Here is a 26,585-nt window from a genome sequence, read left to right as displayed (position 1 = left end):
CGATGAGCATTCTTGTTTCCAAACTGCGCCAGTCCACAGCGGCTGCCGTTCTGGCACTCACAACCGCGGCTTTTTCCGGAAACGCCCTGGCAAAAGACCTCACCATCACCGTCTGGGCAGGTGGTTCCAACGACAGCGACGTCTACCGTCTGGATGCCATCGAGATGGCGGCCGACATCTTGTCCCGCGAATATGCGATCCGCGGCGAAGAGCTGAACATCAACGTTGAAAAGAAGCGCGACTTTGCCGGCTGGGACGAATTCAGGCAGGCCGTGACCCTGGCCGCCGAAGCAGGCAGCGCCCCGAACATCGTCGTGACCAGCCACCTGGACATTGCACCCTGGAGCCAGTCGGGCCTGATCGTTCCGGTCGAGGATTATGTCGACATGGACACCTGGCCGATCAACAACATCTACGAAAACCTGCTCGATATCACGACCTATAACGGCATCGTTTATGGTCTGCCGCAGGATGCGGAAAGCCGTCCGTTCTTCTTCTGGCGCGATACCATGAAGAAGATCGGCTACACCGACGAAGAGATCGACGCGCTCCCGGCCAAGGTGGAAGCTGGTGAATACACGCTCCAGAACGTGCTGGAAGATGCCAAGAAAGCCGTCGACATGGAAATCGTCGAGGAAGGTTATGGCTTCTATCCGCGCGTTTCCAACGGTCCGGACTATGCCCAGTTCTACCAGTCGTTTGGCGGTGAACTGATGGACAAGGAAACCGGTAAGCTGGTTCTGGACAAGCAGGCGATGACCGATTTCTACCAGTTCTTCGTGGACGCGGTGGAAGCAAAGGTGACCCGTAAGAACCACATCGGCACCGAGTGGGACCAGTGGTACGCGGAAGTGGCGTCCGGCAAGGCGGCCCTGTGGCACGGCGGCACCTGGCACTATGCCCGCTACACCGGCAAGGAAGGTCTGGACGATTTCTTCGGCAACATCCAGTTCACGCTCATCCCGGCAGGCAATGAAAACGGCCAGGCCAACACCATCACGCACCCGCTGGCCTACCTGCTCACCAAGCAGGACAACGAAGACGATATCGAGATCGCCGCACAGCTGATCAAGATTGCGTCAGAACCGCGCATCAACACGCTGCATGCCATCAAGTCTGCACACCTGGGCATTGCCAGGGAGCAGTCCAACATCGAGCTTTACGCCAACGACCGTTGGGCAGCCGAAGCAACCCGTCGCCTGCTGCCGTATGCCAATTCCCAGCCGAACAACCCGAACTACGGCAAGTTCTCCGAGATCATGTTCAAGGGTCTGGAAACGGCCTGGACCGGCACGAAATCTCCGGCTGACGCGGTTGCCGAAGTGGAAGCGGAAATGACGGCCGTGCTCGGTGACGACCTGATCGTCCGCTAAGCCATCCATCTTCCATCTGCCTTGCCGGGCGGTCCGCCGCCCGGCTCACCTTTCAAGAGGATAAGATGAAACGCGCGCACCTGCTCGGGCTGGGATTCATGACCCCTGCGCTCTTCATCATTGTGTTTCTGTTCCTGGCGCCGGTGGTGCTGACAATGATGTTCTCCTTCACCAACATGAGTTCCGGAACCGGCATTTCCTCCGGCGGTGCTTACGAGGTGACGGAACGCACGATCCGGTTGCTCAAGGATCAGGGCTTTCCGGAAACGACGGCCGACCGTCTGGCCCTGGATACGTACAAGATCGACGCTGCCGGTCTCGCTGCTGTCCAGGCCGACTTCGGCAAGGCCTTCGCGCAGGAGATCGAGGCTGAATTGTCCGGCAAGACATTTGCCGGCCGGCGTGACCTGGAGCGTGAGCTGAAGCGGCTGAAGGAACGTCCGCGCTCGACTCGGGATCTGAAAAAAGCGGCTGACCTCTTCAAGCGCTCAATCCTCAATACGCGATTTGAAACCGAACAAGCCTTTCTGGCATCCGTGGATGAACTGGATCTCGGCCTTGGAAAAACAGAAACGGCGGAGCTGACCAGAACCGCCTATACCGGTTGGGTCTGGACGACGGAAAACTACAGTCTGATCGCCTCGCTGCCGTCTACCATGCGGGCCGCCGGCAACACGTTGATCTATGTGTCCTTCACCCTGGCGTTCAGCATCGGGTTCGGCCTGTTTCTGGCTGTCACAACCTTCTATCTGCCGTCCGGCGTTGCAACCACCTTTCGCACGATCTGGTTTCTGCCGCGCATCCTGCCGCCGGTCATCTACGTGATGATGTGGAAATGGATGGCCTGGGATACCGGGTTCCTCTCCAGCTTTCTGGCTCATTTCGGCGTGCCTCCGCGAAACTGGATGCTGCATTCCGACATCAATGCCTGGGTGGTCGTGGTGCTCATCAACGGTTTCGTTGGCGCTTCGCTCGGCATGATCCTTTTCTCAAGCGCCATCAAGGCAATCCCGGAAACCATGCTGCATGCCAGTGAGGTGGATGGCGCCAACCGTCTCCAGCAAATTCGCTACATCATCATGCCGCAACTCAGATGGCCGATCCTGTTCACCACCGCCTATCAGACGCTCTCGCTGCTGACGTCCTTCGACTACATCTACCTGTCGACGGATGGCGGGCCGGGCAAGGCCACGGAAGTCTGGGCGCTCTACACCTTCCACACCGCGCTGAACAACTACGGCGGCGTCTTGCAATACGGCCTTGGGGCCGCGCTGGCGATGGTCCTGGTGGTCATCGGCATTGCCGCAGCGCTGATCTATCTGCGCCTCTTCAATTTCGACGACCTCGTGGCCAAGCCGCGTATCGAGCAATAGGGGAGAGACGGACATGAGACCCAACTTCCGTATCTGGCCGATCCTGGTGCTGCTCAGCATCCTGTCGTTGCCGCTGGTGCTGATGTATTTCTACCTGGTCGTGGACACAGTCACGGATACCACGGCAGGCTCGCTGCTGCCGGACAGGTTTACCCTCGAACACTGGAAATTCCTGTTCGAAAAGCCGGAAAGCGGCCGCGCAAGCATCTGGCCGGTTACGGCCAACACTTTCCTCTTTGCCTCCGCCACCAGCCTGATCGTCGTGATGGTATCGCTGACCGCAGGCTACGCCCTGTCCAGGTTGAACATGCCGTTCCGCAAGTTCTTTCTGGGCGGCATCTTGACCCTTCATGCCTTTCCGACGGTCACCCTCATCATCGCCATCTTCCTGATGCTGCAGATGAGCGGTCTCTACAACACGCTGATCGGCGTGATCCTGGTGAAGACAGCCTTGGAGCTGCCGCTCGGTATCTGGATCATGAAGGGGTTTTACGACACCGTGCCCTGGGAAATCGAGATGGCCGGGATCACCGATGGCGCCAGCCGCTTCACGGTGTGGTGGAAACTGGTCCTGCCGCAGGTCCAGCCCGGGATCGCGGCTCTGGCGCTGTTCTCGTTCCTGGAAGCCTGGAAGGAGTTCATCCTGCCCCAGGTGCTGGCCCCCAGCGGCGCGTCGCAGGTTCTGGCGACCTATCTTCAGAACACCATCATGGACGACCGCAAGCCGGACTTTAACCTCTTCAAGTCCATCGGGCTGTTCTACGCCCTGCCGGTCATTCTGATCTACGTGGTCTTCAACCGCAAACTCATGAACATCTATGGCGGAGGCACGAAAGGCTGATGCGTATCGCACTTGAAAATTTCACCAAGACGTTTGGTGAAACCACCGTCATCGACAACATGTCACTGACGATCGACAGCGGCGAGATGCTGGCTCTGCTCGGGCCCTCCGGCTGCGGCAAATCCACCACACTGTTTGCCGTCTGCGGCATTCACCGCATGGATGGTGGCCGGCTTCTGTTCGGCGAGCGGGACGTTACGACGCTCCCGTCGCAGCAACGCAATGTCGGCGTCGTTTTCCAGAACTACGCACTTTATCCGCATATGACCGCGCATGAAAACATTGCCTTCCCGCTGAAAGTGCGCCGGGAAAACAGGGCCGATATCGACCGCAAGGTCGAGAAGATTGCAGGTCTTGTCCAGATCGGCGAGTTGATGGCTCGCCGGCCCGCACAACTGTCCGGCGGACAGCAGCAGCGTGTCGCGCTGGCACGGGCGCTGGTGCGGGAACCGGACATCCTGCTGCTTGATGAGCCGCTGGCCAACCTGGATGCGAAACTGCGTCTGGAAATGCGCTCGGAGATCCGCCGCATCCAGCAGGAAACCGGCATCACCGCTGTGCTTGTCACCCACGATCAGGTGGAAGCCATGTCCATGTGCGACCGCATTGCGATCATGAAAAAGGGTGAGATCGTGCAACTGTCCAGCCCGTCCGAAATGTATGACAACCCGTCATCGGATTTCGTCGCGGGCTTTCTTGGCAATCCGCCGATCGCGTTTCTGGACGGGACAACGGAAGAGGGCGGTTTCCGCCTGGCAAATTCCAGAGTCACCCTGCCGATCCCGTCCAATCTTGCCATTGCCGGCTCAGGCGTGCCGATGCGCCTCGGTGTCCGGCCGGAGTTCTTCCAGCCGGGTAATCCGCTGAAGGTGACCGGCAAGGTCAGCTTCGTCGAGATCCAGGGCCGGGAAGAACTTTACGACGTCACTCTGGAGAACGGCGCCGTGCTGCGCTCGATCCAGCCGCATGGCGGCAATCACAAGCTGGGCGACGAAGTGACCTGGGGTATCGCGCAAGACCGCATCCTCGCCTTCGGTCCGGACGGAAGCAGGCTCTGATGGCACCGGTCCCGCAAACCTTCCAGCCCGGCCGGGCATGGCTCAGCGAGCCGCGCTCCTGTCCGCTTTCCATCGCCCATCGCGGCGCGAGCGCCTATGCCTTCGACAACACGTTGCGGGCTTATGAAATTGCCCATGAGCTTGGCGCCGATATGTGGGAGGTCGATGTCCGACTGACCGCTGACCGGGTCCCGGTTGCCTTTCACGATGAGGATCTGAAAGCGGTCTGCGGCCTTGACCTCAAGGTGGCAGATCTGACGGCAACCCGGCTGCAGGCCCTGACCGCCGAAGCCGGACGCGAGGCGCCCCTGTTCTCGCAGATCGCAGCCCTTGCAGCCCGTCTTGGCGCCGGCATCTATCTGGATGCAAAGGAGGGAGAGGCAGCCTCGCTGGCCATCGCGGAGCTTCTGGCATACCGGATCGAGCGTGTCATCGCCGGCGCGAACACACCGGACTATGCAGCGGCGCTGATCGCAAACGGCTGTCCCTATCCCGTTTCCATCCTGGTCGGCCTTGGCAAGGATCCCTTTCCGATTGCAGACCGCTGCGGTGCGGAAATCATCCACCCCTGTTGGGAGCGGGCAGGCCAAAGGCCGGACCACTTGCTGGATGAAGCCTTTTTTGCCAAGGCAAGGGACCGTGGCTTGCCGGTCGTGACCTGGCATGAGGAGCGCGCCGAAGTCATCGAAACGCTTGTGAAGAGGCCGATCCTCGGCATCTGCTCCGATCAGCCGGAAATGGTGGCACGGTTCGCCCGCTCCGCAGGTCCGGGGCCGGAGATTGTCTGCCATCGCGGCGCCTGCAAGATCGCACCTGAAAACACGCTGGCGTCAGCAAAGGCCGCCTGGGCAGCCGGCTTCGCTTACGTTGAGATCGACGTGCAGCAAACGGCGGACGGGCAACTCGTGGTCCATCACGACGCCACGCTCGACCGCACCACAAACGGTTCCGGCGCGATTGCGGAAAAGTCAGGCGCTGAACTGGCGATGCTGGACGCGGGGGGAAAGTTTGCTCCGTTTTTCAAAGGCGAAGGCATCCCGCTCCTGGGTGCAGTTCTGGAAACGGCCTCGCAGATGGGCGGCAAACTCTATGTCGAGCTGAAGGAGGCAGATCCGCATCACACGGTGAGAAGTGTTCTGGGAACACTGGCGACGGAAGACGTCTTCTTCTGGGCGCAGGATCCCGTGAGGCTTCGGACCATTGAAGAGGCCTTTCCGCAGGCGCGGCTGATGGCGCGGGCTGAGGATTTTGATAGTCTTGAAACCTGTCTGTCTTCGCTCCAGGCAGTCATCATCGAATTCAATGCGTCGAATGCCAGTCTTGAGGCCTTTGAAACGGTCAGGGCTGCCGGGCGAAGGCCGATGATCGCTTACATGGGCAAGGACCCCGCCGAGATCGAACGCCTGCTGGCCTTGAAGCCGGATCTCTTCAACGTGAATGAGCCCTTTCTCGTCGCCCGGATGCTCGGTAAAAGCGAATAAACGGAAGAAACATGTCGGACGCACCAGGTTTCAAGAAAACGGTCAATTCCTTCGACGTCGCCCGCCTTGCCGGCGTGTCGCGTTCGGCTGTTTCCAGAACCTTCACGGACGGCGCGAGCGTCTCCAAGGAAACCCGGGACAAGGTCATCGCGGCGGCGCGTCAACTCGGGTACCGGGTCAATGTGCTGGCCCGTTCGCTGCACAAGCAGAAGTCCGATCTGGTCGGCGTCGTCGCGGCCGATTTCGACAATCCCTTCCGCTCCGAGCAGATAGACCTTCTGTCGAAGGGGCTGTTGGAATGCGGCTTCAGGCCGATCCTGCTGCGAGGAGAAAAATCGACGGATGTTGCCGATCTGATCGGATCTCTGCTGCAATACAGCGTTGCCGGTGTCATCGTCACCTCCGACACCCCGCCGGAAGAAATCTGCATCGAATGTCTGGAAAACGGTGTGCCGCTGGTGGTCGTCAACAAGCGCGACCCCGGAGCGCCGGTCGACCGGGTCGTGACCGCCTTCGAGGACGGCGGCCGGATGGCGTGTGAACACCTGATCGCAAGCGGCTGCCGCAAGCTGGCGGTGGTCACGCCGGAACGCTCGTCCTTTTCCATTAATGGACGCGCACTTGCGTTCGAGCAGGCCGCCAATGACAGAGGCGTGCCGGTCCTCCGGATCGCACAGGGCGCACAGACTTACGATGGCGGACTGGTGGCCGCCGAATTCCTTAACCGGGTAAGGGCCGAGGTCGACGGCGTCTTTTGCGCGGCAGATTATCTGGCGCTGGGGGTTCTTGACGGCTTGCGCCACATCCACGGACTGCGAGTGCCGCAGGATATCCAACTGGTTGGCTACGACGACATTCCCCAGGCTGCCTGGAAAGCCTACGACCTGACCACCTTTTCCCAAAGCCGTCAGGACCTTTGTGAGGCAACGCTGGACCTCTTGATGCAGCGTCTGGAAAACCCGGATTTGCCACAACAGGTCAGGGTCTGCGACGTACATCTGGTGCAACGGACGACCACCCTGGGGATGGCCGGAGACTGAGCGTGCCATATCCGCCCTTTCTCAAAAGCGCAGTCCCGTGCCAAGCTCCGGAGAAATCAGGAGCCGCCGATGAAGAGCATTCTTGCAACGATCGATGTTGAAACCGACACGGAAACCGTTCTCTACGAGACGGAGCGCCATCTGGAAGCGCCGAACTGGACGCCGGACGGGGCGGCTCTGATCGTGAATGGCGGTGGTCGGCTTTACCGGTTTTCGCTCGATGATCCGGGGCTTCTTGAGATCGATACCGGCTTTGCCACAGCCCTCAACAATGATCACGGTCTGTCGCCGGATGGCTCCATGCTGGCGATAAGCGACGGAACGGAGACCGGGGAAAGCTGCATCTACACGCTCCCCGTGACGGGGGTGCGCCCCGGCGGGTCACATTGCAAACACCGTCCTATTGGCACGGCTGGTCGCCGGATGGCGAGACACTTGCCTATGTCGGCAAAAGGCCGGAAACCGGGGGCACCTTTCAGGTTTTCACGATTGGTCTCGACGGCGGTGAAGAACGGCAGATTACCCGCGAGTTCGATCATTGTGACGGGCCGGACTATACGCCCGATGGCGAATGGATCTGGTTCAACGGAGAACGGGCAGGGGCTGTCCAGCTCTGGCGGGTCCGGCCGGACGGCAGCGGCTTGCAGCAGATGACAAGGGACGAGCGGGTCAACTGGTTTCCGCATCCTTCTCCCAACGGCAGGACCGTTGCCTATCTCGCCTATGAGGCAGGTACGACTGGCCATCCGGCCAACCGGACAGTCGAGTTGCGTGTTATGCCCGCTGAAGGCGGTTCACCGCGCATCCTGCGGTCGCTGTTCGGCGGCCAGGGAACGATCAATGTTCCGTCCTGGGCGCCGGACAGCAGGCGTTTTGCCTATATGCGCTACGAAGTGTGACGGCAGGAGGTTGCGAGAGCTAGCGGGAGGCCGGAGGGATGATCTGCGGACCTTCGGCTGGGGTCACTGTCCGTACGCCCCACCGCAAGGTGACGGCAAGACTGGCCAGAATGATCAGTCCGAGGCCTGCAAGCTGCAGAAGGCTGATCAGATGGCCATAGGCAACGGCATCCACCAGCACGGCGCTGGCCGGATAGAGAAACAAGAGCACGGCGATCACGGGTGTTGTCAGTTTCGGCAGTGCCTTGTAGAGCACGACGTAAACACCGCCGGTGTGCACGAGCCCGATAACCGCGAGCCACCCCCACTGGCTGGCGGCCAAGCTCAGGGGGCTTGCCGGATAAAAGGCCGCGAGCATCACGGAACCGGTCGCGAATTGAACGGTGGCAAGCTGCGGTGCGGATATGCCGGTCAGTCCCTTGGCGATGATTGTCACGCCTGAATAAAGAAACGCCGCGGCCAGCGTTGACGCGAGCCCGATGAGATAGGGCCGGTCAGCCGCCAGTTCCATGCCGGTCAATCCCGTGGCCAGCGCAAGACCGGCCAGGGCAACGCCGATCCAGAGCATCGTGACGGCGTGAAGCTTTTCCCGGAACACGAAAGCGCCCAGAAGCACCATGAGAAACGGCTGGATGTGGAAGGTGATGGTGGCAACGGCAATGCCCGTCCGCTGTATACCCTCGAAGAACAGCACCCAGTTCCCTGCCATCAGAACACCGCTGGCAACAGCCATGGCCAGAATGCGCGGTGACAGCCTGGCAAGCCGTGCCAGGTCTCCGCGATACTGGCAGTAGAACGCCAGGGCCAGGCCCCCGATTGCACAGCGATAGAACGCGACGGTGACCGGGTCCGCACCGCTTTCCAGAACACACAGGCCGATCGTGCCAAGCAGTGTCTGTGCCGTGATGACGCCGAACATGCCTTCCATCTGTCTGGTCATGGGACGGGTCCTGACTGGCGGCGCTCAGCCGCTGCACATAGATGCAACATCGGCGTGTTCTCGCCGTCTGCTGCTAAAATGAGGCCACTTTTATTGTTCGGTCAAACGATATAATTTGAAGATACTTATTGGATTTATTGAAGAATAATGCAGCTTGATCACGCCCTTCTGCGCACCTTCCTCGCCTGTGTCGATGCCATGAGCTTTTCGCGCGCGGCAACCCGCGTGCACAAGTCGCCGGCGACGGTGTCCATGCAGATTCAGCGCCTGGAAGACCGCATCGGCAAGCCGCTGTTTATGCGCGACACGCGCAATCTGGCCCTCACGCGGACGGGAGAGGAACTGGAAGGTTACGCCAGGAGAATCCTGCGCCTGCACGATGAGGCCGTCGAAGCCTTTCGCCAGCCCGAGATGGAAGGGGCAGTCACCATCGGAGCGCCGGACGACTACATCGCCGCCATGCTGCCAGATGTTCTCAGGCGGTTCGCCAGTCTGTTTCCGCGTGTCGAGTTGAACGTCGTTTGTGCCCAGTCGACGGCCCTGCTGCCGCAGGTCGACGATGGCCAGATCGACCTTGCCATTGTCACGCGTACAGGCGGAACGGACGGGCGGCTCATCCGCCGGGAACCCATGGTCTGGATCAGCTCCCGCGATGGTCAGGCATTGGAACGGGATCCGCTTCCCGTCGCACTTTATGAGGCTGGCAGCCAGGCCCGCGCGGTTACGCTGGAGGCGCTGGGGCGCAGCGGTCTGCGCTACCGGTCCGCCTATTCAAGCTTCAGTCATTCGGCGCTGGTCACGCTTGTCGAGGCGGGTCTTGCGGTTGCCGCCGTCGTACAGATGGCCGTTCCTCCAACGGTCGAGCGTGTCGATCACGACCGCAGCCTGCCGCCCCTGGAGCCGCTGGACATCATCCTCGTGCGCAGCAAAGGCGCACAATCCAGTGCCTGCGAAGCTCTGGCAACCGCTCTGCTGGAAGGGGAGACGTGAGCGCGCTGGTCAGTCGTCCGGCACGCAAAGGCCCGAGCTGTGTTCAGCCGTCGTCTTTCAGCCCGTCAAAGGCTGCCAGCGCCTCGGCCCCGTAGATCATCGAGGGGCCGCCGCCCATGTAGACGGAGACGCCGATGACTTCGAGGATCTCGTCCCTGTTCGCCCCCAGGCGTGCCGCGGCGCGGGCGTGATAGGCAAGACAACCGTCGCAGCGGGCGGTGATGCCGATGGCCAGCGCGATCAGTTCCTTGGTTTTTGCGTCAAGCGCACCGGGTGCAGTCGCGGCTTTCGCCAGGGATCCGAAGCCCTTGGCGACCTCCGGAATGCCTTTGCGCACGGCGGCCATGCGTTCATCGGTTTGGGCCACAAACTCGTCCCAGTCGGAAACAGCCATGCTACTTCTCCATGTTGCCGGAAATTATGTCAGGCAACCTAGGCGGGGACCGCGATGCAGGCGTTGATGTGGCTCAAGCCTGCTGGCGAGGTCGCTCTGTCGTCGCCCTCGCGAGACGATGCGCGCTCTGCCTGCCTTGTGGGGAAGCGGCCAGCGCGCATCATCGGTTTCAGCCGGTATGCGGCCTTAATGCGCCGTCATTTCATGGACGATTTCGTCACCGTTCAACGACGCCGGATAGTAGGTTGGCCAGTTGGTCAGTTCCTTCAGGATCTCCGCCCGGTCCTCACCCCAGTAAAGGTGATAGTGATCGGCTTTCGAAGGGGCGATCCGGTGGTCGCTGAACTGGATGAAGGCCGGAGCGTTGTCATCGCCCGCGGTTTTCTTGAAGATGAAGCGGACGCCGCGGTTGCCTTTCTTGTAGGTCAGGACTTCCAGGCCGTCGGCAACATACTGCCCTTTGAAGGCGCCGTTTTCCGTCTGAAAGGTTACGCTGTCCGCATCAATCACGATCCGGTCCACATCGGTGCGATAGCCCGCCTCGTAGTAGGCTTTGTACTCTTCTGCCGATTTGCTGCCGTGTTCGGCCTTATGTGCCATCACCGGGTCCAGTGTCCCGTCCTGCAGGTACGGATAAACGGATTGCCACTCGCCTTGCCAATCGGTCAGCGGGCGCGGCTTGATCTGGCTATCCTCGAAATAGCCCTTGGAAATCTGCCGCTCTGCATCGCTTGCATGATCGTGCGAATGGTTGTGTTTTGTCGCTGTGTCCTTGACGCTCTGCGCCAGTGCGGGGCCGGCCACGAAAAGCGTCGTTATGACCGCAAAGGCGCCTGCCAGCCTGCCAAAACGTGATTGCATGGATGTGATCCTCTGATGAAAAGGGGAGGGGAAGTGGGAATTGATTCGTAACGTTATTACATTACTTGGAGCTACCTAACGCACCGCACGTGGTGAGGCAACGTCAAAGACATAATTTCCACACGGGGCAGAAAGCCGGAGCCAAGGAGGAGGAGGGGAGCCACTGGGTAAAGGAATACAGTGAATGGTCCTCTTTCAAAACCAAGTCCTCTCGCACCCGGTCGCTCGGAGGAAATCTCCGGCAGTGACGGGCGAGAGGTTCGATAGTTTAGAATTAGTGAGGTGGGGAGCTGCGGGGGCGATCAGGACCCAGGCAAGACTTTTTCGATCGCGGTTGTTACATCCGGCGCGGTCGGGGGCACCGGTGTCGGAAACCAGGCAACGATGCTGCCGTCAGGCCCAACCAGATACTTGTGGAAGTTCCAGTAGGGCCGTGCCATGGGGCCGAGTTCGCGGGCAGCCCAGAGGTAAAACGGATGGGCCTGATCACCCTTCACCACCGTTTTGGCGGTCAGCGGAAATTCCGCACCGTATTTGGCCTCACAGAACTTGGCGATGTCACCATCGGCCCGGGGTTCCTGGCCGCCGAAATCGTTGGAAGGGACACCGAGCACCAGCAAGCCACGGTCTGAATAGGTTTCATGAAGTTTCTGCAGGCCGGCCAATTGACCACTGAAGCCGCATTCCGTTGCCGTGTTGACGACCAGCACCGCCTTGCCGGCGTAGTCCTTCAGCTCAAGCGGTTCGCCATAGGGCATTTCAAAGGTGAAGGCATGGGCCGTTTGACCCGCCCCACTCTGCTCATCGAGGTCCTGGGCCTGAACGGCAGTAGAGACCAACACTGCCGCCACGTACAAAACGAAAGAGTACAGCCGGAACATTTCAACATCCTTGCGGTTTGAAAATGCTACGCGCAGGGTTTGGCGTCAGATCACTGACCCTGGACACGGCGGCGCCAACGCCAGTGGGGGCGGTTATCCGCCCCGGAAACCGGAACTCGACCGGCTGCCGAACCCACCGCGCGAGGCGATGGAGGTCCGTGTCTGGACCTTTGCCGGCTTGGGCGGCGTCTTGACGGCGTCGTCATAGGTACGCCAGCTGCCACCGCCATAGCTACCGACGTAATAACCGCCGGATGTGTAGTACCGTGAGCTGCCGCGTTCCGAATAGATCGGACGGACATTGCTCTGGATCAGCTGGTTGGTCACGGCACCGGTCAGCGCCCCTGCCAGGAAGTATCCTGCCGGAAACGGCGTGTAGTAGGACGACCCGTTGCTGGCAGTGTCATAGGCGCAGGCATTGTTGCCGTGTTGCTCGTTGCACAGCTGGACAGTTGCGTAGCGCGGACCCGAAGCCCTGTGGATTGCCTTGCCAGCTGTAATTGCCTCGGCACAAACCTCGTCCGGAACATAGTTGTCAGCGACACATTCCGCCTCGGTCTTGTAGACCTTGCCATCCAGTGTCGGTTCGTCCGAACAGCCCGCAATGGTCACGGTTGTCGTCGCCATGACCATCAGCTTGATCGACTTGGAGCGTTTCATGAATTTTCTCCCGACCTTCTAACGGTCTGATGAAATGCTTTGCATGATAAGGCCTGGAGCACCGGCGCACGACCGTGCCCGAACCGGCCCGGTCAGTAGGTGATGCAGGCGGCGTTCAGCAGACCGACCGTGAGTGAAATGGCAGCAAGATTGGTGCTGATCGCCATCTCGCCACCCTTGATACGCTCCGTGACTTTCGGAAAGAACCGGCGGAAGACCTGATAGACGACAAGCTGCGCGGCGCAGGCGATGATGCCCCAGACGATGAAGTCGAAGATGCTCACCGAGTTGGCCGCGGCGCTGGCCAGCGGCAACGAAAAGCCGAGAAACGCCCCGCTGAAGACCACTGAAGCGGCAACGTTGTTTTCCTTGATCAGGGCCATCTCGTCATGTGGCGTCATCACAGTATAGATTTTCATGAAAACCAGCAGCATGACGATGGCTGTAATGAAATAGGCAATAAACGGAACGATGCCTGAAAGGGATGCCTGAAGGTCTGCCATATGGGTCTCCACTATTCAGTTCAGACAGAAAAATTATGACGTTCGAGCGGGAACCCTAGCATGAACGCGACACTGCGTTCCGCATTTTCCGGCTCTTCCATGTTGACGAGCAGCATTTCGTCCCGCCCGTCCTGCAGGGTTCGGGCAAAGAGCATGGCTGTCTGGAAAATCTTCCGCCTGCCGCCGCCTTCGCGGTCGTCGCAGACTTCCTCCCAGTAGGTCATGGGGTCTTCGGGAACGGTTGAGGTGTCGAACCAGGCGCGCTCGAAGCGGTAATCCTGGCCGTCGCCCGGCAGCGAAAAACTGGTCTGGCGGATCGCGGTTTTCACCCGGTTCCATTCGGCATCGCCGGACGGGTACTGCACGTCATAGAAATACCAGAGCATGATCTCGTCGACACGCTCGTCCTCCGCGCCGTCGCCGCCCTGAAACTGGATCAGAAAACGGTCGTCATCGGGATAGAAACGATGCATGTGCGATTGCTCGCCGAGGTCGCAATGGCCCTGGGCGGTGATCATCAGCGTTGTGTCCGGCCGCTCGATCAAGCTGTCGGTCGGCAGAAGGCGCAGCGCGATGGGGTCAAAGGAGATGCCCCGCCCAATGGTCAGACCGAGAATTTCCGGCGGCTGCCAGCCTTTGGCTTTCCTGTTAAACAGTGATCCGAACATCAGCTCCCCCAAGGCCCTTCTCGATCTCGCCCGCCGCGAGACGTTTGTTCGCGAGATAATAGATCGAGCCGCCTGTTTTCAATGTCTTGGGGAAAGGCCTGAACAGGAAATCCGGATCGTCCGGCTGGGAAACCGCGATCAGCGTGCCCTCGGCACTTGAAAGCGCCTGTTCCAGTTTGTCGGTTTCCGTACCGGCGCCGCTCTCGACCACGGCCGAATAGATGGTCGCGCCGAGCCCGGCCGTCGACAGCGCCATCAGGATCTGGCCTGCGCCTGGATCCTGCGCCGCCCGCACCAGCGCCTCACAGGCGCTCGAGACGACCGGTTCGATATGGGCGAGCTTGCCTGCGCGGCGCGCGGTGTCCCGGTCCTCGAAATAGGCTGCCACGTGCACGGTGTCGTTCAGTTCGCGGATGGCAAGGCAGGTGTTGAAGGTTTCCGCATCCGAGCTGGCATAGACCAGCACTTTCTGCGCACCGGGAATGGCCGCGCGCCGCAGCGACTGCAGCGCATCCATGCGTTCGGCCCGGATCAGCCGCACCCCTTCGGGCACTTCCACGTTCTTGGAATCCGCAAGCAGGATGATCTTGTCGTCGCCGTCCTGGCCGGCGACCAGGTTCTCCACCATCAGTGGCGTCTTGTCCCGGTGGTAGCCGACAATCACCGTGGCGTTCTGCACCCGCTCATAGTTTCCGTTGCCGTCAGCCATACGCCTCACTCCTTCCACAAGGACACCCGTCAACCGGCCCAGGACGGCGGAGAAAATCAGCAGCGCGCCCGGAAAGAACCAGAAGGCTGCGACCATCCGGCCCGCTTCCGTTGCCGGCGACAGATCGCCGTAACCGACCGTCGAGGCGGTCGTCGCCGCAAAATAGATGAAGGTCAGCGGATTGCCTGTCAGGCCTGTTTCTCCGGCCAGGAAAAACAGGATCCAGGAAATCACCATATAGGCGCAGATCATCGTCGCAAGCAGCCAGAGCTTGAGCTCGAGGACGTGCTGGTAGAGCCGGGATATGATGAGTTGCAGGATTGGCACCGCTGAAATCTGCCCCCTGTTTCGGTCGCGGGCTACCTTGACCAGCCGTCGCCGCCTTGTCAATTCGCCATAGCTTTCCGAATAATCGCTTGAAACGGGTAGACGGGGCTTCTACTTGTTCGGTGCCGGATTTCGGCACGAAATTATAAATGGAGGGCTTTGGATGAGTACGCGGCAATCTCCCTGGACACTTGCGGAGCTCAAGGAAGCTCTGGAGCAGTCGGACTCCTTTGGAGAAGGTGAAATCGGCTGCATTATCAGCCCGGACCAGCCCGGCGTGCTGGAAGTCCAGCTTCAGTCGGCCGGCGGGATCACGCTGTTCATGGTTGTCAGCGAAACCCAGATCCTGACATCCACCGTCCTTTGGCCGTGCGATGCCCAGGACGATCCGGCGTCCTTCGAAGCGATGATGCTGCGCAACCACAAGAAGCTGCTGCCGCTCTGTGCCCTGTCCATCGATAAGATCGACGGACGCGAATATTATGAGCTCTTCGGCGCCATGTCCGTGAGATCCACCCTCGATTCCGTCGAGACGGAACTGCGCACCATCGCAAACAGCGCCCTGGAGCTGGCCTCCGACGTCGGCCCGAAGGCCGTTGCCTGATCCCGTTGCCAATTTGAAGAAGGACATTTGAAGATGAGTGTTTGGGGCAAATTGATTACGGCGTTCAAGGGCCACGCCCACAATGCCGCGGAGTCCGTTCAGGACGCCAACCTGATGACGATCCTGGAACAGGAAGTCCGCGAAGCCAAGCAGGCGATCGGAGCGGCCAAGGACGAAAAGGCGCGCATGGCGGCCAACCGCAAGCTGAAGGAAAAATCCGTCGCCGAGCTGATGACCGAGATCGAACGCCGTACGGAAGCCGCCCGCAACGCCAAGGCACAGGGGGACGAGCCTCTGGCCATCGAGATTATCGAGAGCGTTTTGAAGTTGCGCGACAAGGCGGAAGCAGACCAGGCTCTGTTCGACCAGTACAAGTCCACCGAAGAGCGGATGGACAGCACCATTCGCCAGTCGATGAACAAGATCGAAACACTTCAGCGCAAGATGGAAAGCGCCAGGGCCAACGAAGCGTTGATCAAGGCGCAGAAGGCAGCGTCCACCAACACGACTGCCTCCGATGGCCGGCTGGCCAGCGCGGTCGACAGCCTGGCCCGCCTGGAACAGCGCCAGGCTGAACAGCAGGCCATGCTGGAAGCGGCCGAAGAAGATGCGCGTCAGGAAAGTGGTGCCGATCTGGAAGCCAAGATCAAGGCTTTGGAAAATCCGGCCCGCAACGACGTGCAGGCTCTTCTGGCCAAGCTCTGACGCTCTGCTTGCAGCATGAAGCGGATCGAAGTTCCTGAAAGACCTGGGTGGAAGGAAGAAGCCGAGAAGCTCGGCTTCGGCTTTCACACCATGTATGGCGCGCCGTACTGGGACGAAACCCACGCCTATCAGTTCAGCCTGCGCGAGATCGAGGACGACCTGGAAGATCCCTCCCAGGAGCTTTACGGCATGTGTCTTGATCTGGTCGACCGGGCCGTACGTGACGACGCGCTTCTGGATAAAATGGCGATCCCGGAAAAATACCGTTCCTGGATCCGCAATTCCTGGGAACAGCAGCAACCGTCGCTCTATGGCCGTTTCGACTTCTTCTACGACGGCAGCGGCCCGGCCAAACTTCTCGAATTCAACGCCGATACACCGACAGCGCTATACGAGACCGGCTTCTTTCAGTGGATCTGGCTGGAACAGCAGATGGCGGCTGGCGTTTTGCCAACCAACAGCGATCAGTTCAATTCCGTGCAGGATCGCCTGATCGAGCGGTTCGCCGCCATGTTCGCGCCCGGCTATCACATACACTTTGCCTCGTCGAAGGATCACGATGAGGATCGTGCCACGGTGCGCTATCTCGAGGACTGCGCCAGGCAGGCAGGACTGATACCGCATTTTGTTGCCGTGGAAGAAATCGGCCTTGATACGGAAGGCCGCTTCGCCGACGCCGACAGTTTCGTGATCGACGCGTTGTTCAAGCTCTATCCGTACGAGGATATGCTGCGCGAGGACTACGGCCCTTACCTGCCGGATGCGCCGATCCAGTTGCTGGAGCCGCCCTGGAAAGCTCTCCTGTCAAACAAGGCCATCCTGCCGGTTCTGTGGGAAATGTTTCCGGACCATCCGAACCTTTTGCCGTCTTACTTCGAGGGCGAGGCAGATGAGACGTTCTTGAAAAATGCTCATGTGCGCAAACCCTTTTTCAGCCGGGAAGGCGCGAATATCACGGTACGCGGGGCCGGGGGCGAAGACATCAGCACGCCGGGAAAATATGGCGCTGAAGGGCACATATTGCAGGCATATGCCGAGCCGCCGAAATTCGGCGACGATTATGTCATGATTGGGTCGTGGATCATCGGCGGTCAGGCATCGGGCATCTGCTTGCGTGAGGATAAAGCACCCGTCACACAGGACCTATCCCGCTTCGTACCGCACTTGATTCTGGAAGGGTGATCGTCCGCTGGGACGCGAACTGACGTGAAACCGACCCGGCGGCCGGGCCGCCATGATGGGTCGTTCTTATTATTCTGGGCCTCACGGCCACCGGTCGGTTCACCGGCAGGCTAACTCAGCCTGCCGTAAGCTCCGGGCCTGCGTCAGCTGCGGCCGGCTGCGACCGATTTCGGCGGCGCCATGCCGTCGTCCGGCTCCTGTCCGAAGAAGGTTCCGCCGAGCTGTCCGCCGGCGTTGGCTTTGTCGGCGACCCGCTTGATCTTGTCCGCCTCCACTTCAGCTTCCTTGCGAAGTTTCGGGCTGAGGTCGTTCATGGAAAGGTCCATCTGGTCCTCCTATATCTGTTATGGGTCCACTGAAATAACGGACAGCAGCCAGAATGGTTCCCTGACTGGCGCACAGGGAGCTGGGCAAACGGACTTTCAGAAGGAAGACATGCTCTGAAAACCGCAAGAATGAGGGACCTTCGGACACCTTGCAGCCGCGGAGAAACGTTTCAGATATTTCCGGAACGCTGGGCGGAGAGACGCTCTTGGGTAAAAGGTCCGGTCTTCTCCGCCCGCAGGCTTTCTCTACAGCGGCCTGGTGCCAAAACCCCTACAAGGGGTGGAAGGCCCCGTTCCAGTAAACCAGTGCGCCCTGTGAGCGGCCTTGCCGGATCGCGCGCACCTTGCCGATGACAATCGAGTGGGTGCCCCGGTCGATCATCTCCTCGACTTCGCAATCAAAAGCCGCCGGTGCATCTTCCAGAAGAAGAGCTCCCGTTTCCGCCGTGCGCCAATCGGCTCCGGCATATCGGTCTGCACCGTTGACCCCGCCGAACCCGGAAAAGTTCTCTGCAACCGTCCGGTGTTCCGGTCCGAGCGAAGACCACCCGAACTTTGGGTATTTCTTCAGCAGGGGCCAGCTGGAGGAGGCCTTGTTGACACAGGCCAGCACCATTGGTGGATCGGCACTGAGGGACATGGCCGACGTGACGAGGAGCCCGGAAATTTCCTCTCCCTCGCCAACGGTGATCACGGAACAATTGCCCACCAACGCCCGCATGGCGTTGGTGAAATCTTTGGCCGGTACGGGATCCATCACCGGATACCGGCTTCCGCAAGCAGAGGCAGAACGTTGTCGCGGAAATAGGGGAACTCCTCGACATAGTCGACAAAGGAAAGCGTCGTTCCGGCAAAGCCGGTTTCGTGCAGTTTGAGGATGCCGTCGGCAACCTGCCGCGGTGTCCCAACCAGGGGAAAGCCGCCGTGGCCCATGGCGAACAGGTTCTTGATCTGGGCCAGCAGGTCATGCGGAAACGACTGCGCGTGCGCGAACTGAAGGTTGACCAGATTGTCCACCGCTTCCCAGTCGGCCAGATCGCCCATCAGCCGGTCCCGAAGGGCGGTTGCCTCTTCCTCGGTCTCGCGGCAGATGACGTGGCTGAAGGTCAGAACACCAACATCACGCCCTTTCTCGGCCGCTTGCGCTTTCAGTTCCTTGATTTCGTCAACCGAGCGGGTGAGGTCGATGGCCGGGGTGAACAGGTAGTCCGCATTGTCGGTGGCAAAGGTGCGTCCGGTTGTCGAGCCTGCCGCGTTCAGAATGGGCGGGCGACCGCTGACGGGTTTGGGCTCTCCGGCGACATGCTTCAGGTTGAAGTACTTGCCCTCCCAGTCGAAATACTCCTTCGAGGTCCAGAGCTTTTCAACCACATCGAACCACTCCTGGGCGTAGCCGTAGCGGGTTTCATGATCGTCGGGCAGGGTCAGGCCCAGGGCTTCGTATTCCGGCTTGTTCCAGCCCGCGACAATGTTCAGCCCCGCGCGGCCATTCCCCACCTGATCCATCGTTGCGATCTGCTTGGCCACGACCACCGGATTGTTTGCTGCCGTATGCACCGTGGCAAACACCGTGATGTTCTTCGTCGAGGCCAGCAGCGCGGTGGCCCAGGTGATCGTTTCCAGAACGCTGCCGTGAAAGTCCGTCTCGCCGCCGTAACCGATCCAGCGGGCAATCGGCAGCATGAAGTCGATGCCGGCATCGTCCAGCATCTGGCCGAGTTTCAGGTTGTTTTCCCAGCTGTTGACCCATCGCGACGGGGATTTGGTGACCGTCATTCCGGACGAGCAGTTGGACGAAAACGTCCCGAGTTTAAAGCCGTTCTTGTCTTTCATCATATTGGTAGTCATGGATCCCCTCCATTTAGAATAGATTTTCAATTGTATTTTTTATTTAAAGCTATGTGGAAAATCGCCCTTCCGTCAAACGGAATCGCAGCTATATTCGATTTGTAAGACTGAAGAGGGATCGATGACCGGCAAGTCGGACGACCAGAAACTCAACTATCACTGGCACCTGTCGGAGAACGATGCGGAGGTCATTTGCACCGAGCTGGAATTCGCGTTGATGCGCTGCTTTGAAGCCTTTGGGCGCTGGCAGACAGAGTGTCTGGCCTCTGTTAGTGACGTCGGGGCGACCGGCCCGGAAAACGCGCTGCTGCATATCGTGCGCATGAACGACAGAGCGAAAAGCATCAAGGAACTGGCTCGTCTCACAAACCGGGACGATATTCCGAACATTCAGTATTCGATGCGAAAGCTTGTGGCTGCGGGCTTGATTGAAAAACAGGGCTCTGGCCGTTCGGGCGTCACATATCAGGCGACAGCGGAAGGCAAGAAGATCACCGATGACTACGGTGCTGTCCGCAAGCGGCTGTTGATTGAGCAGATCTCAAGCCTGCCCGAGTTCGAGACCCGCCTGAAAGAGGCGGGCCAGAGCCTGAACATCCTGGCGGGCATATATGAAGAGATTTCCCGTATCGCCGCGACATACCGCCGGTGATGCCGGTTGCTGCACACTTCGGCACCTGTCTTCCGGACCGGTAAGCGCCTTGTGCGCACAGCCTTGATCGCAACAAGCTGACCGGCTGCGCCAGCGTCGGAACCGGCCCGACCCCTTGGACACGCAGTGTTGATCGTCCGGCAAATGAGTTGTCTTGATCGAAGCCGCAATTTTGGGGCCAAGAGGCGCTGGCAAGTTTCAGGAGACGCCAGCCCATGCCCAGTCCAAGTCAGCCGATAATCGAGTTTGTGCGCCTGCCGGACATCGCGCTGGAGGAGTTGGTCGCGCATATGTCCGATCCGCGTGTCGGCACGCATATGCCGCTTCTGACGGTCGCCTGGGATCAGGACGTCGCTGCAAAATTCGTCTCGGCCAAGGAAGCCTGCTGGCAGCGCGACGGGCTTGGTCACTGGGCTTTTCTGGCAGATGGCCGCTATGTCGGCTGGGGCGGATTTCAGAAGGAAGGCGAGGAGTGGGATTTCGGCCTGGTGCTGCATCCGTCAGCCTTCGGCCTCGGCATGCCGATCACCAGAAAAGCGCTGGCCTTTGCCAACGAAGACCCACGCATTCCTTTCGTCACCTTCCTGCTGCCGCCCTCCCGCCGGAACCTCAGTGCTCTGCGACGCATGGGGGCGCGTTTCATCGGAGAGACCGATTATGACGGCAATCGTTTCCTGAAATACCGGCTGGAAACATCAGGCTCTGCTGGCAAGGTCAGCCAGACAGCTTGACCGTCTCCACGTTGACATGGCTTGCCTTTCCGGCAAACCAGCCGTTGATGGCAGCGCCAAGGCCAAGCGCCACGAACAGCACCGCGCTCCAGGCAAAGCTTCCCGTCCAGCTTCGGATAAGACCGACGATCAGCGGACCGACGGCCGCAAGCGTATAGCCCACACATTGGGCCATGCCCGAAAGCTGTGCGGCGGAATGGGAATCCTGCGTTCGCAGAACAATGACGGTAAGCGCCACCGCAATCAGTCCGCCCTGACCAACGCCCTGCAACACCGCCCAAATCCAGACGGTGGACAGCGGCGCGAATTGCAGGCCGAGCAGCGCCGTTACCGCTATGACGCAAAGAGCCACGTTGATCACGCGCTGGTCTTTACCGCGAACGGCAAGATGCGGTGCGATCAGACAGGCGGCAGCCTGCACCATCACCGACACGGACACGATGGCCCCGGCGGTGACGCCGTCGAGCCCACGGGCGCGCAGGATCGGCACCATCCAGCCGAAGACGCAGTAGGCAAGGGCGGATTGCAGCCCCATGAACAAGGTGACATGCCAGGCCAGTCTGTCGCCCCACATGCCTTTCACGGCATACGTTGGGCCTCTGGCCCGCTTGCGTGTTGCCAGAACCTGCGGAAACCACAACACCGCCACCACGAGCGCCGGCACCGCCCAGACCGCAAGCGCGGCGTCGACGGAGCCGCCAAGGGCTGCTTCGAGCGGAATGGTCAAACCCGCGCCCGCGGCAGCGCCCGCGCACAGCGCCATGGTGTACCAGCCGGTCACAAGGGCGGCCTTGTCAGGAAAGTCCCGCTTGACGAGGCCGGGCAGCAGCACATTGCCTACGGCAATGCATGCGCCTGCCAGTGCGGTTCCGAGAAACAGCAACGGCACGGACGACGCACCGCGCGCCGCCGTGCCAAGGGCCAGCAGAAGCACGACCGCTAGCAAGGTGCGTTCGGTGCCGATCCGGCGGGCAAGGCGTGGGGCCAGCGGCGAGAACAGGCCGAGACAGACAACGGGCAGCGTCGTCAGAAGGCTTGCGCCGGTGGGTGACAGACCAAGGCTCTCGCGGATTTCCGGCAGCAGCGCCGAAGCGCTGGAAAAGACCGGGCGCAGATTGAAGGCAATCATCACCAGGCTGGCACCCAGCAGAAAGCGCACCAGTCCGCTCTGCGCGGCGTGCTGTGGTTGTTCAGTGGAAACGTCGATGTCTTCGGCATCGATCAGTTCGATGGAGCCCGGATCGATTTCAGAAGCCTTGCTCATGAGCCGAGCAGTCGTTCGAGGTCTCTCAGTACCGGGGCCATGAACCGGCGGACGGCGGCTTCGGCCTGCTCCGGATCGCCTGTCTCGATGGCATCGATGATGGCGGCATGGGCGGCCATGTCCGGTTCCTGCAAGTCTTTTCCGAGCGTCGCTTCGATTGTTTCGCTGATCAGGCAGGAAAAGAACTCGTACATGTTGACCAGCACGGTGTTTTGCGAGGCGGCGACGACAGCCCGGTGAAAGGCGAAGTCGCGCTTGATGAAGCCGGCCTTGTCTTGGCCATCAAAGTTGCCCCGCTCCGCCAGCAAGCGGCGCAGGTCCGAAATCACTTCCGGCGTCTGGCGATGGGCTGCCAGCCGGGCAGCTTCCGCATCCAGCGCCAGTCTTGCCTCGAACTGGTCGCGCAAGGTGGCCCGCCGTGCCATGGTCAGCGGCCCGACGGTATCCACGACTGACAGAACATAGGTTCCCGAGCCCTGCCGGGTTTCCAGATAGCCTTGTGATACAAGCACGCGAACAGCCTCGCGCACGGTACCGCGGCTGATGGAAAGCTGCGCCGAAAGCTGGGCCTCATTGGGCAGCTTTTCCCCCACAGACCAGCGATTGCCCACGATTTCCGCCCGGATTGCCTCGGCCGCGCTGTCGACGAGGCTGGTTTTTGCCAGAGATTGCATCACAAGTTACCAAATCATCAGATGACTTGATCATACGGCTGGTGGTGAAGCTTGTCTATTGGCGAAATTGCATGGGGTGGACACGTCTTGTGCCGGAGCCTGCCTAACTGAACGAAACATGCGCCGGGATCGAATGCCGCTGGATCATCGGTTGTTTCGCGCTGGGCTCAGAGCCCTGGTTCAATCTTATCAGTCGAGCTCTATCAAAAGGTGTGACGCCGCGCACTGGAACAATGATAAATTGTGTGACGTGGAAGACAGACGCATTCGCCGGCACCGTGGCTATTTGGCTGCACCGGCAAGTCAACGAGAGACGCCGAATACGCATGCAGCTTCAGGGGCCATTGAGGGGGCCTAACCATGGGAGAGTGAATGTGGCCGAGTCTTTTTTTCTGCCTTACGAATACGTCGATGTTCTGACCAACCCGGGCCTGCAGACCAGCGCTGGCCGGGTCAAGCTCACGCAGTATCTTTGCAAAGACCGCGGTAACGGCGGCAATGACAGCGCAACCAGTTTTTTCAAGAATTTCCGCTGGATCAAGGATGCCCACGGCATCACGCTGAACCAGCATGTCGGCGGCCGCGAGATCGATCTGGCACTGAAAGGTCAGGGAAACGACAAGACATTCGTCAAGATCTGGAACTTCATGCTGAAGAACAAGGATCTACTGGACAAATACAAGGTCGAGGTCTGTGGCCGTGCCAACAAGGACGGCTCCAAGGACGTCGATCAGACCGGAAAGATCAAGAAGCTCTATTTCGACAAGATGTCAGACCAGGCAGCGTTGCAGCAGATGGTGCAGGACCGCTTTTTCGGCATGGACTGCATTGGGTTTATCGCCAATTTCCTGATTTTCACTGGAGAATGGGACAAATACTACGGCGTCTCACCCAAGCGGTACCCGGATCATGTAGCCAAGATCAACATTGATGACATCAACGAGGTCAAGCCACTCGATTTCATGGTCTGGAACGGACATGTGGCAATGGTCGACTGGGTCTGGGATGTGATGGACGACAAGCGCGCCCGGATCGACATGTGCCAGAGCTCCAGCGGCGGTCCGCAGTGCAACGAATATGTCACCCTGCGCCGAACCGGGGGCAAGGGCCTCAAGGGCGGGTGCGAATTCACGATCGACGGCGGCACCCCGCACCCGCCGGTGCGTGGTCATTTCACCATCTGGCGGCGGGAAGGGTTCTGGTATTGAGCAGGAAGGTCCACTGGCGCGACAGGTTCACGCATTCACCTGCCGCGCCGCTCTTTCGTGCTCTTCAGACCAGGGATGGATTGAGCTGTGCGAAAGCGTCCTGCCGCTGATAGGGAAAATGCGGATAGGGCGCCGTTCGCGGACTTGAGGCATCCAGACGGGCAATCTGCTCGTCCGTCAGAGCCCAGCCGGTCGCCCCCAGATTGTCGCGAAGTTGCGCCTCGTTGCGCGCCCCGACGATGACCGACGCGACAGTGGGGCGCTGAAGCAGCCAGTTGATCGCCACTTGCGGCACTGTCTTGCCGGTTTCTTCCGCAATCGCATCGAGGCTATCGACCACCGAGTAGAGCAGATCGTCCTCGACGGGTGGTCCGAAACTTGCGGTCTCATGCAATCGGCTGCCTTCGGGGATAGGGTTGTTCCTGCGGATCTTGCCTGTAAGCCGGCCCCAGCCAAGCGGGCTCCACACCATGGCGCCAAGGCCCTGGTCCGCGCCGAGCGGCATCAGATCCCACTCATAGTCCCGGCCGACAAGCGAATAATAGACCTGATTGGCGACATAGCGCGGCCAGCCGTATTTTTCTGCAACGGCGAGCGACTTCATGATCTGCCATCCGGAGAAATTGGAAACCCCGACATAGCGGATCTTCCCGTCGCGGACGAGCTGGTCGAGCGTCGACAGCACCTCCTCCACCGGGGTGAAGGCGTCGAAGGCATGCAGTTGCAGAAGGTCGATATAGTCCGTTCCAAGGCGCTTGAGAGCGGCCTCGACACTCCTGATCAACCTGAAGCGTGAAGACCCTGCCTCATTGGGTCCATCCCCCAGTGGAAGGCTCATTTTCGTTGACAGCAGCACCGCGTCGCGGCGGCCCTTGATCGCTTCACCGAGCACGTCTTCCGAAGCGCCTTCGGAGTAATTGTCGGCGGTGTCGAACAGGTTGACGCCGGCCTCAAGGCAGATATCGACGAGACGTCGCGCCTCTGCGATGTCCGTTGTACCCCAATGACTGAAGAGCGGGCCGGAGCCGCCGAATGTGCCGGCACCGAAGCTGAGGGCGGGAACCTTGAGCCCGGAGTTTCCCAGATAACGATAGTCCATGTCGATGGTGTCCTTTCTAGCTGGCAGTCTGGTGAGTGGAGATCGGGGAGCGGACGTGCCGCCGCTCAATCGCGAAGGAGGCAAGCGCGATCACGATGGCAAGGAAAGGAAAGCCCGCGGCGACGAGAGGCAGGTTTTCCAGTCCGGGCCCATGGGAGATGGCGATGCCACCAGCCCAGGCCCCAAGCGCATTGCCGAGATTGAAGGCGGCGATGTTCAGGCTGGAGGCAAGGCTTTCTCCGGCGCCAACGGCCTTCGACAGAACCCAGGACTGCAGCGGCGGAACCGTCGCGAACCCCGCCACGCCGAACAGCGCCGTCAGCACCACAGCCGCGATCTGGTTTTCAAAGGCGGCGGACATGATCGCCAGCACAAGCGCCAGGGCCGCCATGCTGCCGATAAGCGCAGCCTTCAGTCTGATGTCGGCAAGTTTTCCACCCAGCAGGTTCCCGGCGACCAGGCCGCCGCCAAAGACCAACAGGATGGGAGAGACTGCCGTGTCGGAAAATCCGCTGACCTGCGTCAGCAACGGGGCGATGTAGGTGAACAGGGTGAAGACACCTGCAAACCCGAGAACCGTGGTTAGGAATCCGAGCAGGACGGTTGCGCGCGTCACGGCCTTCAGATCGGCCCGCCAGCCGGATGGAACGGGACGCGAGCGATCGGTCGGGACGAGCAGAAGGAGCACGGCCAGCGCGGCCAGGCCGATTAGCGTCACGGCCCAGAAGGTCATGCGCCAGCCGAACTGCTGGCCAAGCCAGGTTCCAGCTGGCACGCCAAGGATGTTGGCAAGCGTCAGGCCCGTGAACATCAGAGCAATTGCGGACGCCTGTTTGTCCTTGCAGACCATGGAGGCGGCGAAGACGGAGCCGACACCGAAATAGGTTCCGTGGGCGAGGGCAGTAAGGATACGGGCTGCCATCAGCGGGCCGTAACTGGGCGCGAGTGCGCAGGCAGCGTTCCCGACGATGAAGATCACCATCAGGCCGACCAGCACGCGCTTCCTGTTCCAGGTCGCGGTAAAGACGGTCAGGATGGGGGCGCCGACTACCACCCCGAGGGCGTAGCCGGAAATGAGCATTCCCGCCGAAGCGACCGAGACACCAAGATCGCGGCTGACCTCAAGCAGAAGGCCCATGATGACGAATTCTGTGACGCCGATGCCGAAGGCTCCGGCAGCCAGTGCATAAAGGGCAATAGGCATTGTGGGTTCCGTCCAAGACATTTCGATGGACGGAACCTAGGCAGCAATCATATCATGAACTATACGCCCGAAATGAATAAGATAAGTGAA

28 protein-coding genes and 1 pseudogene are annotated in these 26,585 nt (G+C 60.2%); 14 read left to right on the top strand and 15 right to left on the bottom strand.

Annotated features, from left to right (window positions below):
* The first annotated feature begins 2 nt into the window (after positions 1-2).
* The 7 genes and pseudogenes from AC2A6O_RS22155 (at position 3) to AC2A6O_RS22125 (ending at position 8,065) form a co-directional block, all read left to right on the top strand.
* Complete coding sequence (locus AC2A6O_RS22155; RefSeq protein ID WP_498930376.1) at positions 3-1,373, top strand: ABC transporter substrate-binding protein; 1,371 nt, start codon at positions 3-5, stop codon at positions 1,371-1,373.
* Between the two features lie 65 nt (positions 1,374-1,438).
* A complete protein-coding gene (locus AC2A6O_RS22150; RefSeq protein ID WP_498930374.1) occupies positions 1,439-2,746 on the top strand; it encodes a carbohydrate ABC transporter permease in 1,308 nt (435 codons plus the stop codon).
* A gap of 13 nt (positions 2,747-2,759) precedes the next feature.
* Complete coding sequence (locus AC2A6O_RS22145; RefSeq protein ID WP_330562023.1) at positions 2,760-3,587, top strand: ABC transporter permease subunit; 828 nt, start codon at positions 2,760-2,762, stop codon at positions 3,585-3,587.
* Positions 3,587-4,645 (top strand): ABC transporter ATP-binding protein, encoded by a 1,059-nt coding sequence (locus AC2A6O_RS22140; protein WP_498930372.1) that lies wholly within the window; start codon positions 3,587-3,589, stop codon positions 4,643-4,645. Before AC2A6O_RS22145 ends, AC2A6O_RS22140 begins: the two co-directional genes overlap by 1 nt.
* Positions 4,645-6,126: a glycerophosphodiester phosphodiesterase gene (locus AC2A6O_RS22135; RefSeq protein WP_498930370.1), complete on the top strand. Its 1,482-nt coding sequence runs from the start codon at positions 4,645-4,647 to the stop codon at positions 6,124-6,126. Before AC2A6O_RS22140 ends, AC2A6O_RS22135 begins: the two co-directional genes overlap by 1 nt.
* Before the next feature lie 11 nt (positions 6,127-6,137).
* Complete coding sequence (locus tag AC2A6O_RS22130) at positions 6,138-7,166, top strand: LacI family DNA-binding transcriptional regulator (protein WP_498930368.1); 1,029 nt, start codon at positions 6,138-6,140, stop codon at positions 7,164-7,166.
* Positions 7,167-7,235: 69 nt separating this feature from the next.
* Positions 7,236-8,065, top strand: a pseudogene (locus AC2A6O_RS22125) (TolB family protein).
* 19 nt (positions 8,066-8,084) lie between these two features.
* On the opposite strand, the gene AC2A6O_RS22120 reads toward AC2A6O_RS22125, so the two are convergent.
* On the bottom strand, positions 8,085-9,005 hold the full coding sequence (locus AC2A6O_RS22120; RefSeq protein WP_498930366.1) for a DMT family transporter: 921 nt from the start codon (positions 9,003-9,005) through the stop codon (positions 8,085-8,087).
* Between the two features lie 147 nt (positions 9,006-9,152).
* On the opposite strand from AC2A6O_RS22120, the gene AC2A6O_RS22115 reads away from it, so the two are divergent.
* Positions 9,153-9,995 carry a LysR substrate-binding domain-containing protein gene (locus tag AC2A6O_RS22115; protein WP_498930364.1) on the top strand — a complete coding sequence of 281 codons (843 nt, stop codon included), beginning with the start codon at positions 9,153-9,155 and terminating at the stop codon, positions 9,993-9,995.
* Positions 9,996-10,038: 43 nt separating this feature from the next.
* Here the strand turns inward: AC2A6O_RS22115 and AC2A6O_RS22110 are convergent, their stop codons facing one another.
* The 7 genes from AC2A6O_RS22110 to AC2A6O_RS22080 form a co-directional block, all read right to left on the bottom strand.
* A complete protein-coding gene (locus AC2A6O_RS22110) occupies positions 10,039-10,389 on the bottom strand; it encodes a carboxymuconolactone decarboxylase family protein (protein ID WP_498930362.1) in 351 nt (116 codons plus the stop codon).
* Between the two features lie 186 nt (positions 10,390-10,575).
* On the bottom strand, positions 10,576-11,250 hold the full coding sequence (locus tag AC2A6O_RS22105; RefSeq protein WP_498930360.1) for a ZinT family metal-binding protein: 675 nt from the start codon (positions 11,248-11,250) through the stop codon (positions 10,576-10,578).
* Positions 11,251-11,552: 302 nt separating this feature from the next.
* A complete protein-coding gene (locus tag AC2A6O_RS22100; protein WP_498930358.1) occupies positions 11,553-12,131 on the bottom strand; it encodes a glutathione peroxidase in 579 nt (192 codons plus the stop codon).
* 93 nt (positions 12,132-12,224) lie between these two features.
* On the bottom strand, positions 12,225-12,791 hold the full coding sequence (locus AC2A6O_RS22095) for a DUF1190 domain-containing protein (protein ID WP_498930356.1): 567 nt from the start codon (positions 12,789-12,791) through the stop codon (positions 12,225-12,227).
* Positions 12,792-12,883: 92 nt separating this feature from the next.
* Positions 12,884-13,294: a DUF350 domain-containing protein gene (locus tag AC2A6O_RS22090; protein ID WP_148582265.1), complete on the bottom strand. Its 411-nt coding sequence runs from the start codon at positions 13,292-13,294 to the stop codon at positions 12,884-12,886.
* Positions 13,295-13,314: 20 nt separating this feature from the next.
* A complete protein-coding gene (locus AC2A6O_RS22085) occupies positions 13,315-13,962 on the bottom strand; it encodes a DUF2491 family protein (RefSeq protein ID WP_148582266.1) in 648 nt (215 codons plus the stop codon).
* Positions 13,943-14,998 (bottom strand): potassium channel family protein, encoded by a 1,056-nt coding sequence (locus AC2A6O_RS22080; protein ID WP_148582267.1) that lies wholly within the window; start codon positions 14,996-14,998, stop codon positions 13,943-13,945. Before AC2A6O_RS22080 ends, AC2A6O_RS22085 begins: the two co-directional genes overlap by 20 nt.
* 163 nt (positions 14,999-15,161) lie before the next feature.
* Between AC2A6O_RS22080 and AC2A6O_RS22075 the strand changes: the two genes are divergently transcribed.
* The 3 genes from AC2A6O_RS22075 to AC2A6O_RS22065 are packed head-to-tail and all read left to right on the top strand — an operon-like array spanning position 15,162 to position 17,489.
* Complete coding sequence (locus AC2A6O_RS22075) at positions 15,162-15,602, top strand: YjfI family protein (protein ID WP_498930353.1); 441 nt, start codon at positions 15,162-15,164, stop codon at positions 15,600-15,602.
* A 33-nt stretch (positions 15,603-15,635) separates the two neighbouring features.
* Entirely contained in the window at positions 15,636-16,307 is a 672-nt protein-coding gene (locus AC2A6O_RS22070) for a PspA/IM30 family protein (protein ID WP_148582269.1), read from the top strand.
* 15 nt (positions 16,308-16,322) lie between these two features.
* Positions 16,323-17,489, top strand: a complete 1,167-nt coding sequence (locus AC2A6O_RS22065) for a glutathionylspermidine synthase family protein (protein WP_498930351.1) — start codon at positions 16,323-16,325, stop codon at positions 17,487-17,489.
* Positions 17,490-17,632: 143 nt separating this feature from the next.
* Here the strand turns inward: AC2A6O_RS22065 and AC2A6O_RS22060 are convergent, their stop codons facing one another.
* The 3 genes from AC2A6O_RS22060 to AC2A6O_RS22050 all read right to left on the bottom strand — a co-directional run bounded on the left by AC2A6O_RS22060 (position 17,633) and on the right by AC2A6O_RS22050 (position 19,663).
* Positions 17,633-17,815 carry a hypothetical protein gene (locus AC2A6O_RS22060; protein ID WP_148582271.1) on the bottom strand — a complete coding sequence of 61 codons (183 nt, stop codon included), beginning with the start codon at positions 17,813-17,815 and terminating at the stop codon, positions 17,633-17,635.
* A gap of 271 nt (positions 17,816-18,086) precedes the next feature.
* Positions 18,087-18,572: a flavin reductase family protein gene (locus tag AC2A6O_RS22055; RefSeq protein ID WP_148582272.1), complete on the bottom strand. Its 486-nt coding sequence runs from the start codon at positions 18,570-18,572 to the stop codon at positions 18,087-18,089.
* The gene (locus AC2A6O_RS22050) at positions 18,572-19,663 is read right to left on the bottom strand and encodes an LLM class flavin-dependent oxidoreductase (protein ID WP_162854973.1); all 1,092 of its coding nucleotides are present in this window, start codon (positions 19,661-19,663) and stop codon (positions 18,572-18,574) included. Before AC2A6O_RS22050 ends, AC2A6O_RS22055 begins: the two co-directional genes overlap by 1 nt.
* A gap of 121 nt (positions 19,664-19,784) precedes the next feature.
* Here AC2A6O_RS22050 and AC2A6O_RS22045 point away from each other — a divergent pair, with 121 nt between their 5' ends.
* A complete protein-coding gene (locus AC2A6O_RS22045) occupies positions 19,785-20,315 on the top strand; it encodes a winged helix DNA-binding protein (protein ID WP_498930349.1) in 531 nt (176 codons plus the stop codon).
* A gap of 215 nt (positions 20,316-20,530) precedes the next feature.
* The gene (locus tag AC2A6O_RS22040) at positions 20,531-21,046 is read left to right on the top strand and encodes a GNAT family N-acetyltransferase (protein WP_498930347.1); all 516 of its coding nucleotides are present in this window, start codon (positions 20,531-20,533) and stop codon (positions 21,044-21,046) included.
* Here the strand turns inward: AC2A6O_RS22040 and AC2A6O_RS22035 are convergent.
* On the bottom strand, positions 21,030-22,310 hold the full coding sequence (locus AC2A6O_RS22035; RefSeq protein WP_498930345.1) for a CynX/NimT family MFS transporter: 1,281 nt from the start codon (positions 22,308-22,310) through the stop codon (positions 21,030-21,032). The two genes, AC2A6O_RS22040 and AC2A6O_RS22035, sit on opposite strands and share 17 nt — an antisense overlap.
* Positions 22,307-22,984 (bottom strand): FadR/GntR family transcriptional regulator, encoded by a 678-nt coding sequence (locus AC2A6O_RS22030; protein ID WP_498930344.1) that lies wholly within the window; start codon positions 22,982-22,984, stop codon positions 22,307-22,309. The genes AC2A6O_RS22035 and AC2A6O_RS22030 overlap by 4 nt, the downstream gene beginning before the upstream one ends.
* Positions 22,985-23,358: 374 nt before the next feature.
* Here AC2A6O_RS22030 and AC2A6O_RS22025 point away from each other — a divergent pair, with 374 nt between their 5' ends.
* On the top strand, positions 23,359-24,192 hold the full coding sequence (locus AC2A6O_RS22025) for a hypothetical protein (protein WP_498930342.1): 834 nt from the start codon (positions 23,359-23,361) through the stop codon (positions 24,190-24,192).
* A gap of 64 nt (positions 24,193-24,256) precedes the next feature.
* Here AC2A6O_RS22025 and AC2A6O_RS22020 read toward each other — a convergent pair whose 3' ends face one another.
* Together AC2A6O_RS22020 and AC2A6O_RS22015 are read right to left on the bottom strand one after the other, a co-directional pair.
* Complete coding sequence (locus AC2A6O_RS22020) at positions 24,257-25,291, bottom strand: aldo/keto reductase (RefSeq protein WP_498930340.1); 1,035 nt, start codon at positions 25,289-25,291, stop codon at positions 24,257-24,259.
* Positions 25,292-25,307: 16 nt separating this feature from the next.
* Entirely contained in the window at positions 25,308-26,495 is a 1,188-nt protein-coding gene (locus AC2A6O_RS22015) for an MFS transporter (RefSeq protein WP_498930338.1), read from the bottom strand.
* Between the last annotated feature and the right edge of the window lie 90 nt (positions 26,496-26,585).

The sequence above is a fragment of the Labrenzia sp. ATLA3 genome, assembly GCF_057180185.1.
Note: the sequence above shows the minus strand (reverse complement) of the source record. Positions and strands in the feature narration are given on the sequence as shown.

Bases quoted from the DNA above. Each gene is read 5' to 3' on its own strand.
- AC2A6O_RS22155 (WP_498930376.1), top strand. From the start codon at position 3: ATGAGCATTCTTGTTTCCAAACTGCGCCAGTCCACAGCGGCTGCCGTT.
- AC2A6O_RS22150 (WP_498930374.1), top strand. From the start codon at position 1,439: ATGAAACGCGCGCACCTGCTCGGGCTGGGATTCATGACCCCTGCGCTC.
- AC2A6O_RS22145 (WP_330562023.1), top strand. From the start codon at position 2,760: ATGAGACCCAACTTCCGTATCTGGCCGATCCTGGTGCTGCTCAGCATC.
- AC2A6O_RS22140 (WP_498930372.1), top strand. From the start codon at position 3,587: ATGCGTATCGCACTTGAAAATTTCACCAAGACGTTTGGTGAAACCACC.
- AC2A6O_RS22135 (WP_498930370.1), top strand. From the start codon at position 4,645: ATGGCACCGGTCCCGCAAACCTTCCAGCCCGGCCGGGCATGGCTCAGC.
- AC2A6O_RS22130 (WP_498930368.1), top strand. From the start codon at position 6,138: ATGTCGGACGCACCAGGTTTCAAGAAAACGGTCAATTCCTTCGACGTC.
- AC2A6O_RS22120 (WP_498930366.1), bottom strand. From the start codon at position 9,005: ATGACCAGACAGATGGAAGGCATGTTCGGCGTCATCACGGCACAGACA.
- AC2A6O_RS22115 (WP_498930364.1), top strand. From the start codon at position 9,153: ATGCAGCTTGATCACGCCCTTCTGCGCACCTTCCTCGCCTGTGTCGAT.
- AC2A6O_RS22110 (WP_498930362.1), bottom strand. From the start codon at position 10,389: ATGGCTGTTTCCGACTGGGACGAGTTTGTGGCCCAAACCGATGAACGC.
- AC2A6O_RS22105 (WP_498930360.1), bottom strand. From the start codon at position 11,250: ATGCAATCACGTTTTGGCAGGCTGGCAGGCGCCTTTGCGGTCATAACG.
- AC2A6O_RS22100 (WP_498930358.1), bottom strand. From the start codon at position 12,131: ATGTTCCGGCTGTACTCTTTCGTTTTGTACGTGGCGGCAGTGTTGGTC.
- AC2A6O_RS22095 (WP_498930356.1), bottom strand. From the start codon at position 12,791: ATGAAACGCTCCAAGTCGATCAAGCTGATGGTCATGGCGACGACAACC.
- AC2A6O_RS22090 (WP_148582265.1), bottom strand. From the start codon at position 13,294: ATGGCAGACCTTCAGGCATCCCTTTCAGGCATCGTTCCGTTTATTGCC.
- AC2A6O_RS22085 (WP_148582266.1), bottom strand. From the start codon at position 13,962: ATGTTCGGATCACTGTTTAACAGGAAAGCCAAAGGCTGGCAGCCGCCG.
- AC2A6O_RS22075 (WP_498930353.1), top strand. From the start codon at position 15,162: ATGAGTACGCGGCAATCTCCCTGGACACTTGCGGAGCTCAAGGAAGCT.
- AC2A6O_RS22070 (WP_148582269.1), top strand. From the start codon at position 15,636: ATGAGTGTTTGGGGCAAATTGATTACGGCGTTCAAGGGCCACGCCCAC.
- AC2A6O_RS22065 (WP_498930351.1), top strand. From the start codon at position 16,323: ATGAAGCGGATCGAAGTTCCTGAAAGACCTGGGTGGAAGGAAGAAGCC.
- AC2A6O_RS22060 (WP_148582271.1), bottom strand. From the start codon at position 17,815: ATGGACCTTTCCATGAACGACCTCAGCCCGAAACTTCGCAAGGAAGCT.
- AC2A6O_RS22055 (WP_148582272.1), bottom strand. From the start codon at position 18,572: ATGGATCCCGTACCGGCCAAAGATTTCACCAACGCCATGCGGGCGTTG.
- AC2A6O_RS22050 (WP_162854973.1), bottom strand. From the start codon at position 19,663: ATGACTACCAATATGATGAAAGACAAGAACGGCTTTAAACTCGGGACG.
- AC2A6O_RS22045 (WP_498930349.1), top strand. From the start codon at position 19,785: ATGACCGGCAAGTCGGACGACCAGAAACTCAACTATCACTGGCACCTG.
- AC2A6O_RS22040 (WP_498930347.1), top strand. From the start codon at position 20,531: ATGCCCAGTCCAAGTCAGCCGATAATCGAGTTTGTGCGCCTGCCGGAC.
- AC2A6O_RS22035 (WP_498930345.1), bottom strand. From the start codon at position 22,310: ATGAGCAAGGCTTCTGAAATCGATCCGGGCTCCATCGAACTGATCGAT.
- AC2A6O_RS22030 (WP_498930344.1), bottom strand. From the start codon at position 22,984: ATGCAATCTCTGGCAAAAACCAGCCTCGTCGACAGCGCGGCCGAGGCA.
- AC2A6O_RS22020 (WP_498930340.1), bottom strand. From the start codon at position 25,291: ATGGACTATCGTTATCTGGGAAACTCCGGGCTCAAGGTTCCCGCCCTC.
- AC2A6O_RS22015 (WP_498930338.1), bottom strand. From the start codon at position 26,495: ATGCCTATTGCCCTTTATGCACTGGCTGCCGGAGCCTTCGGCATCGGC.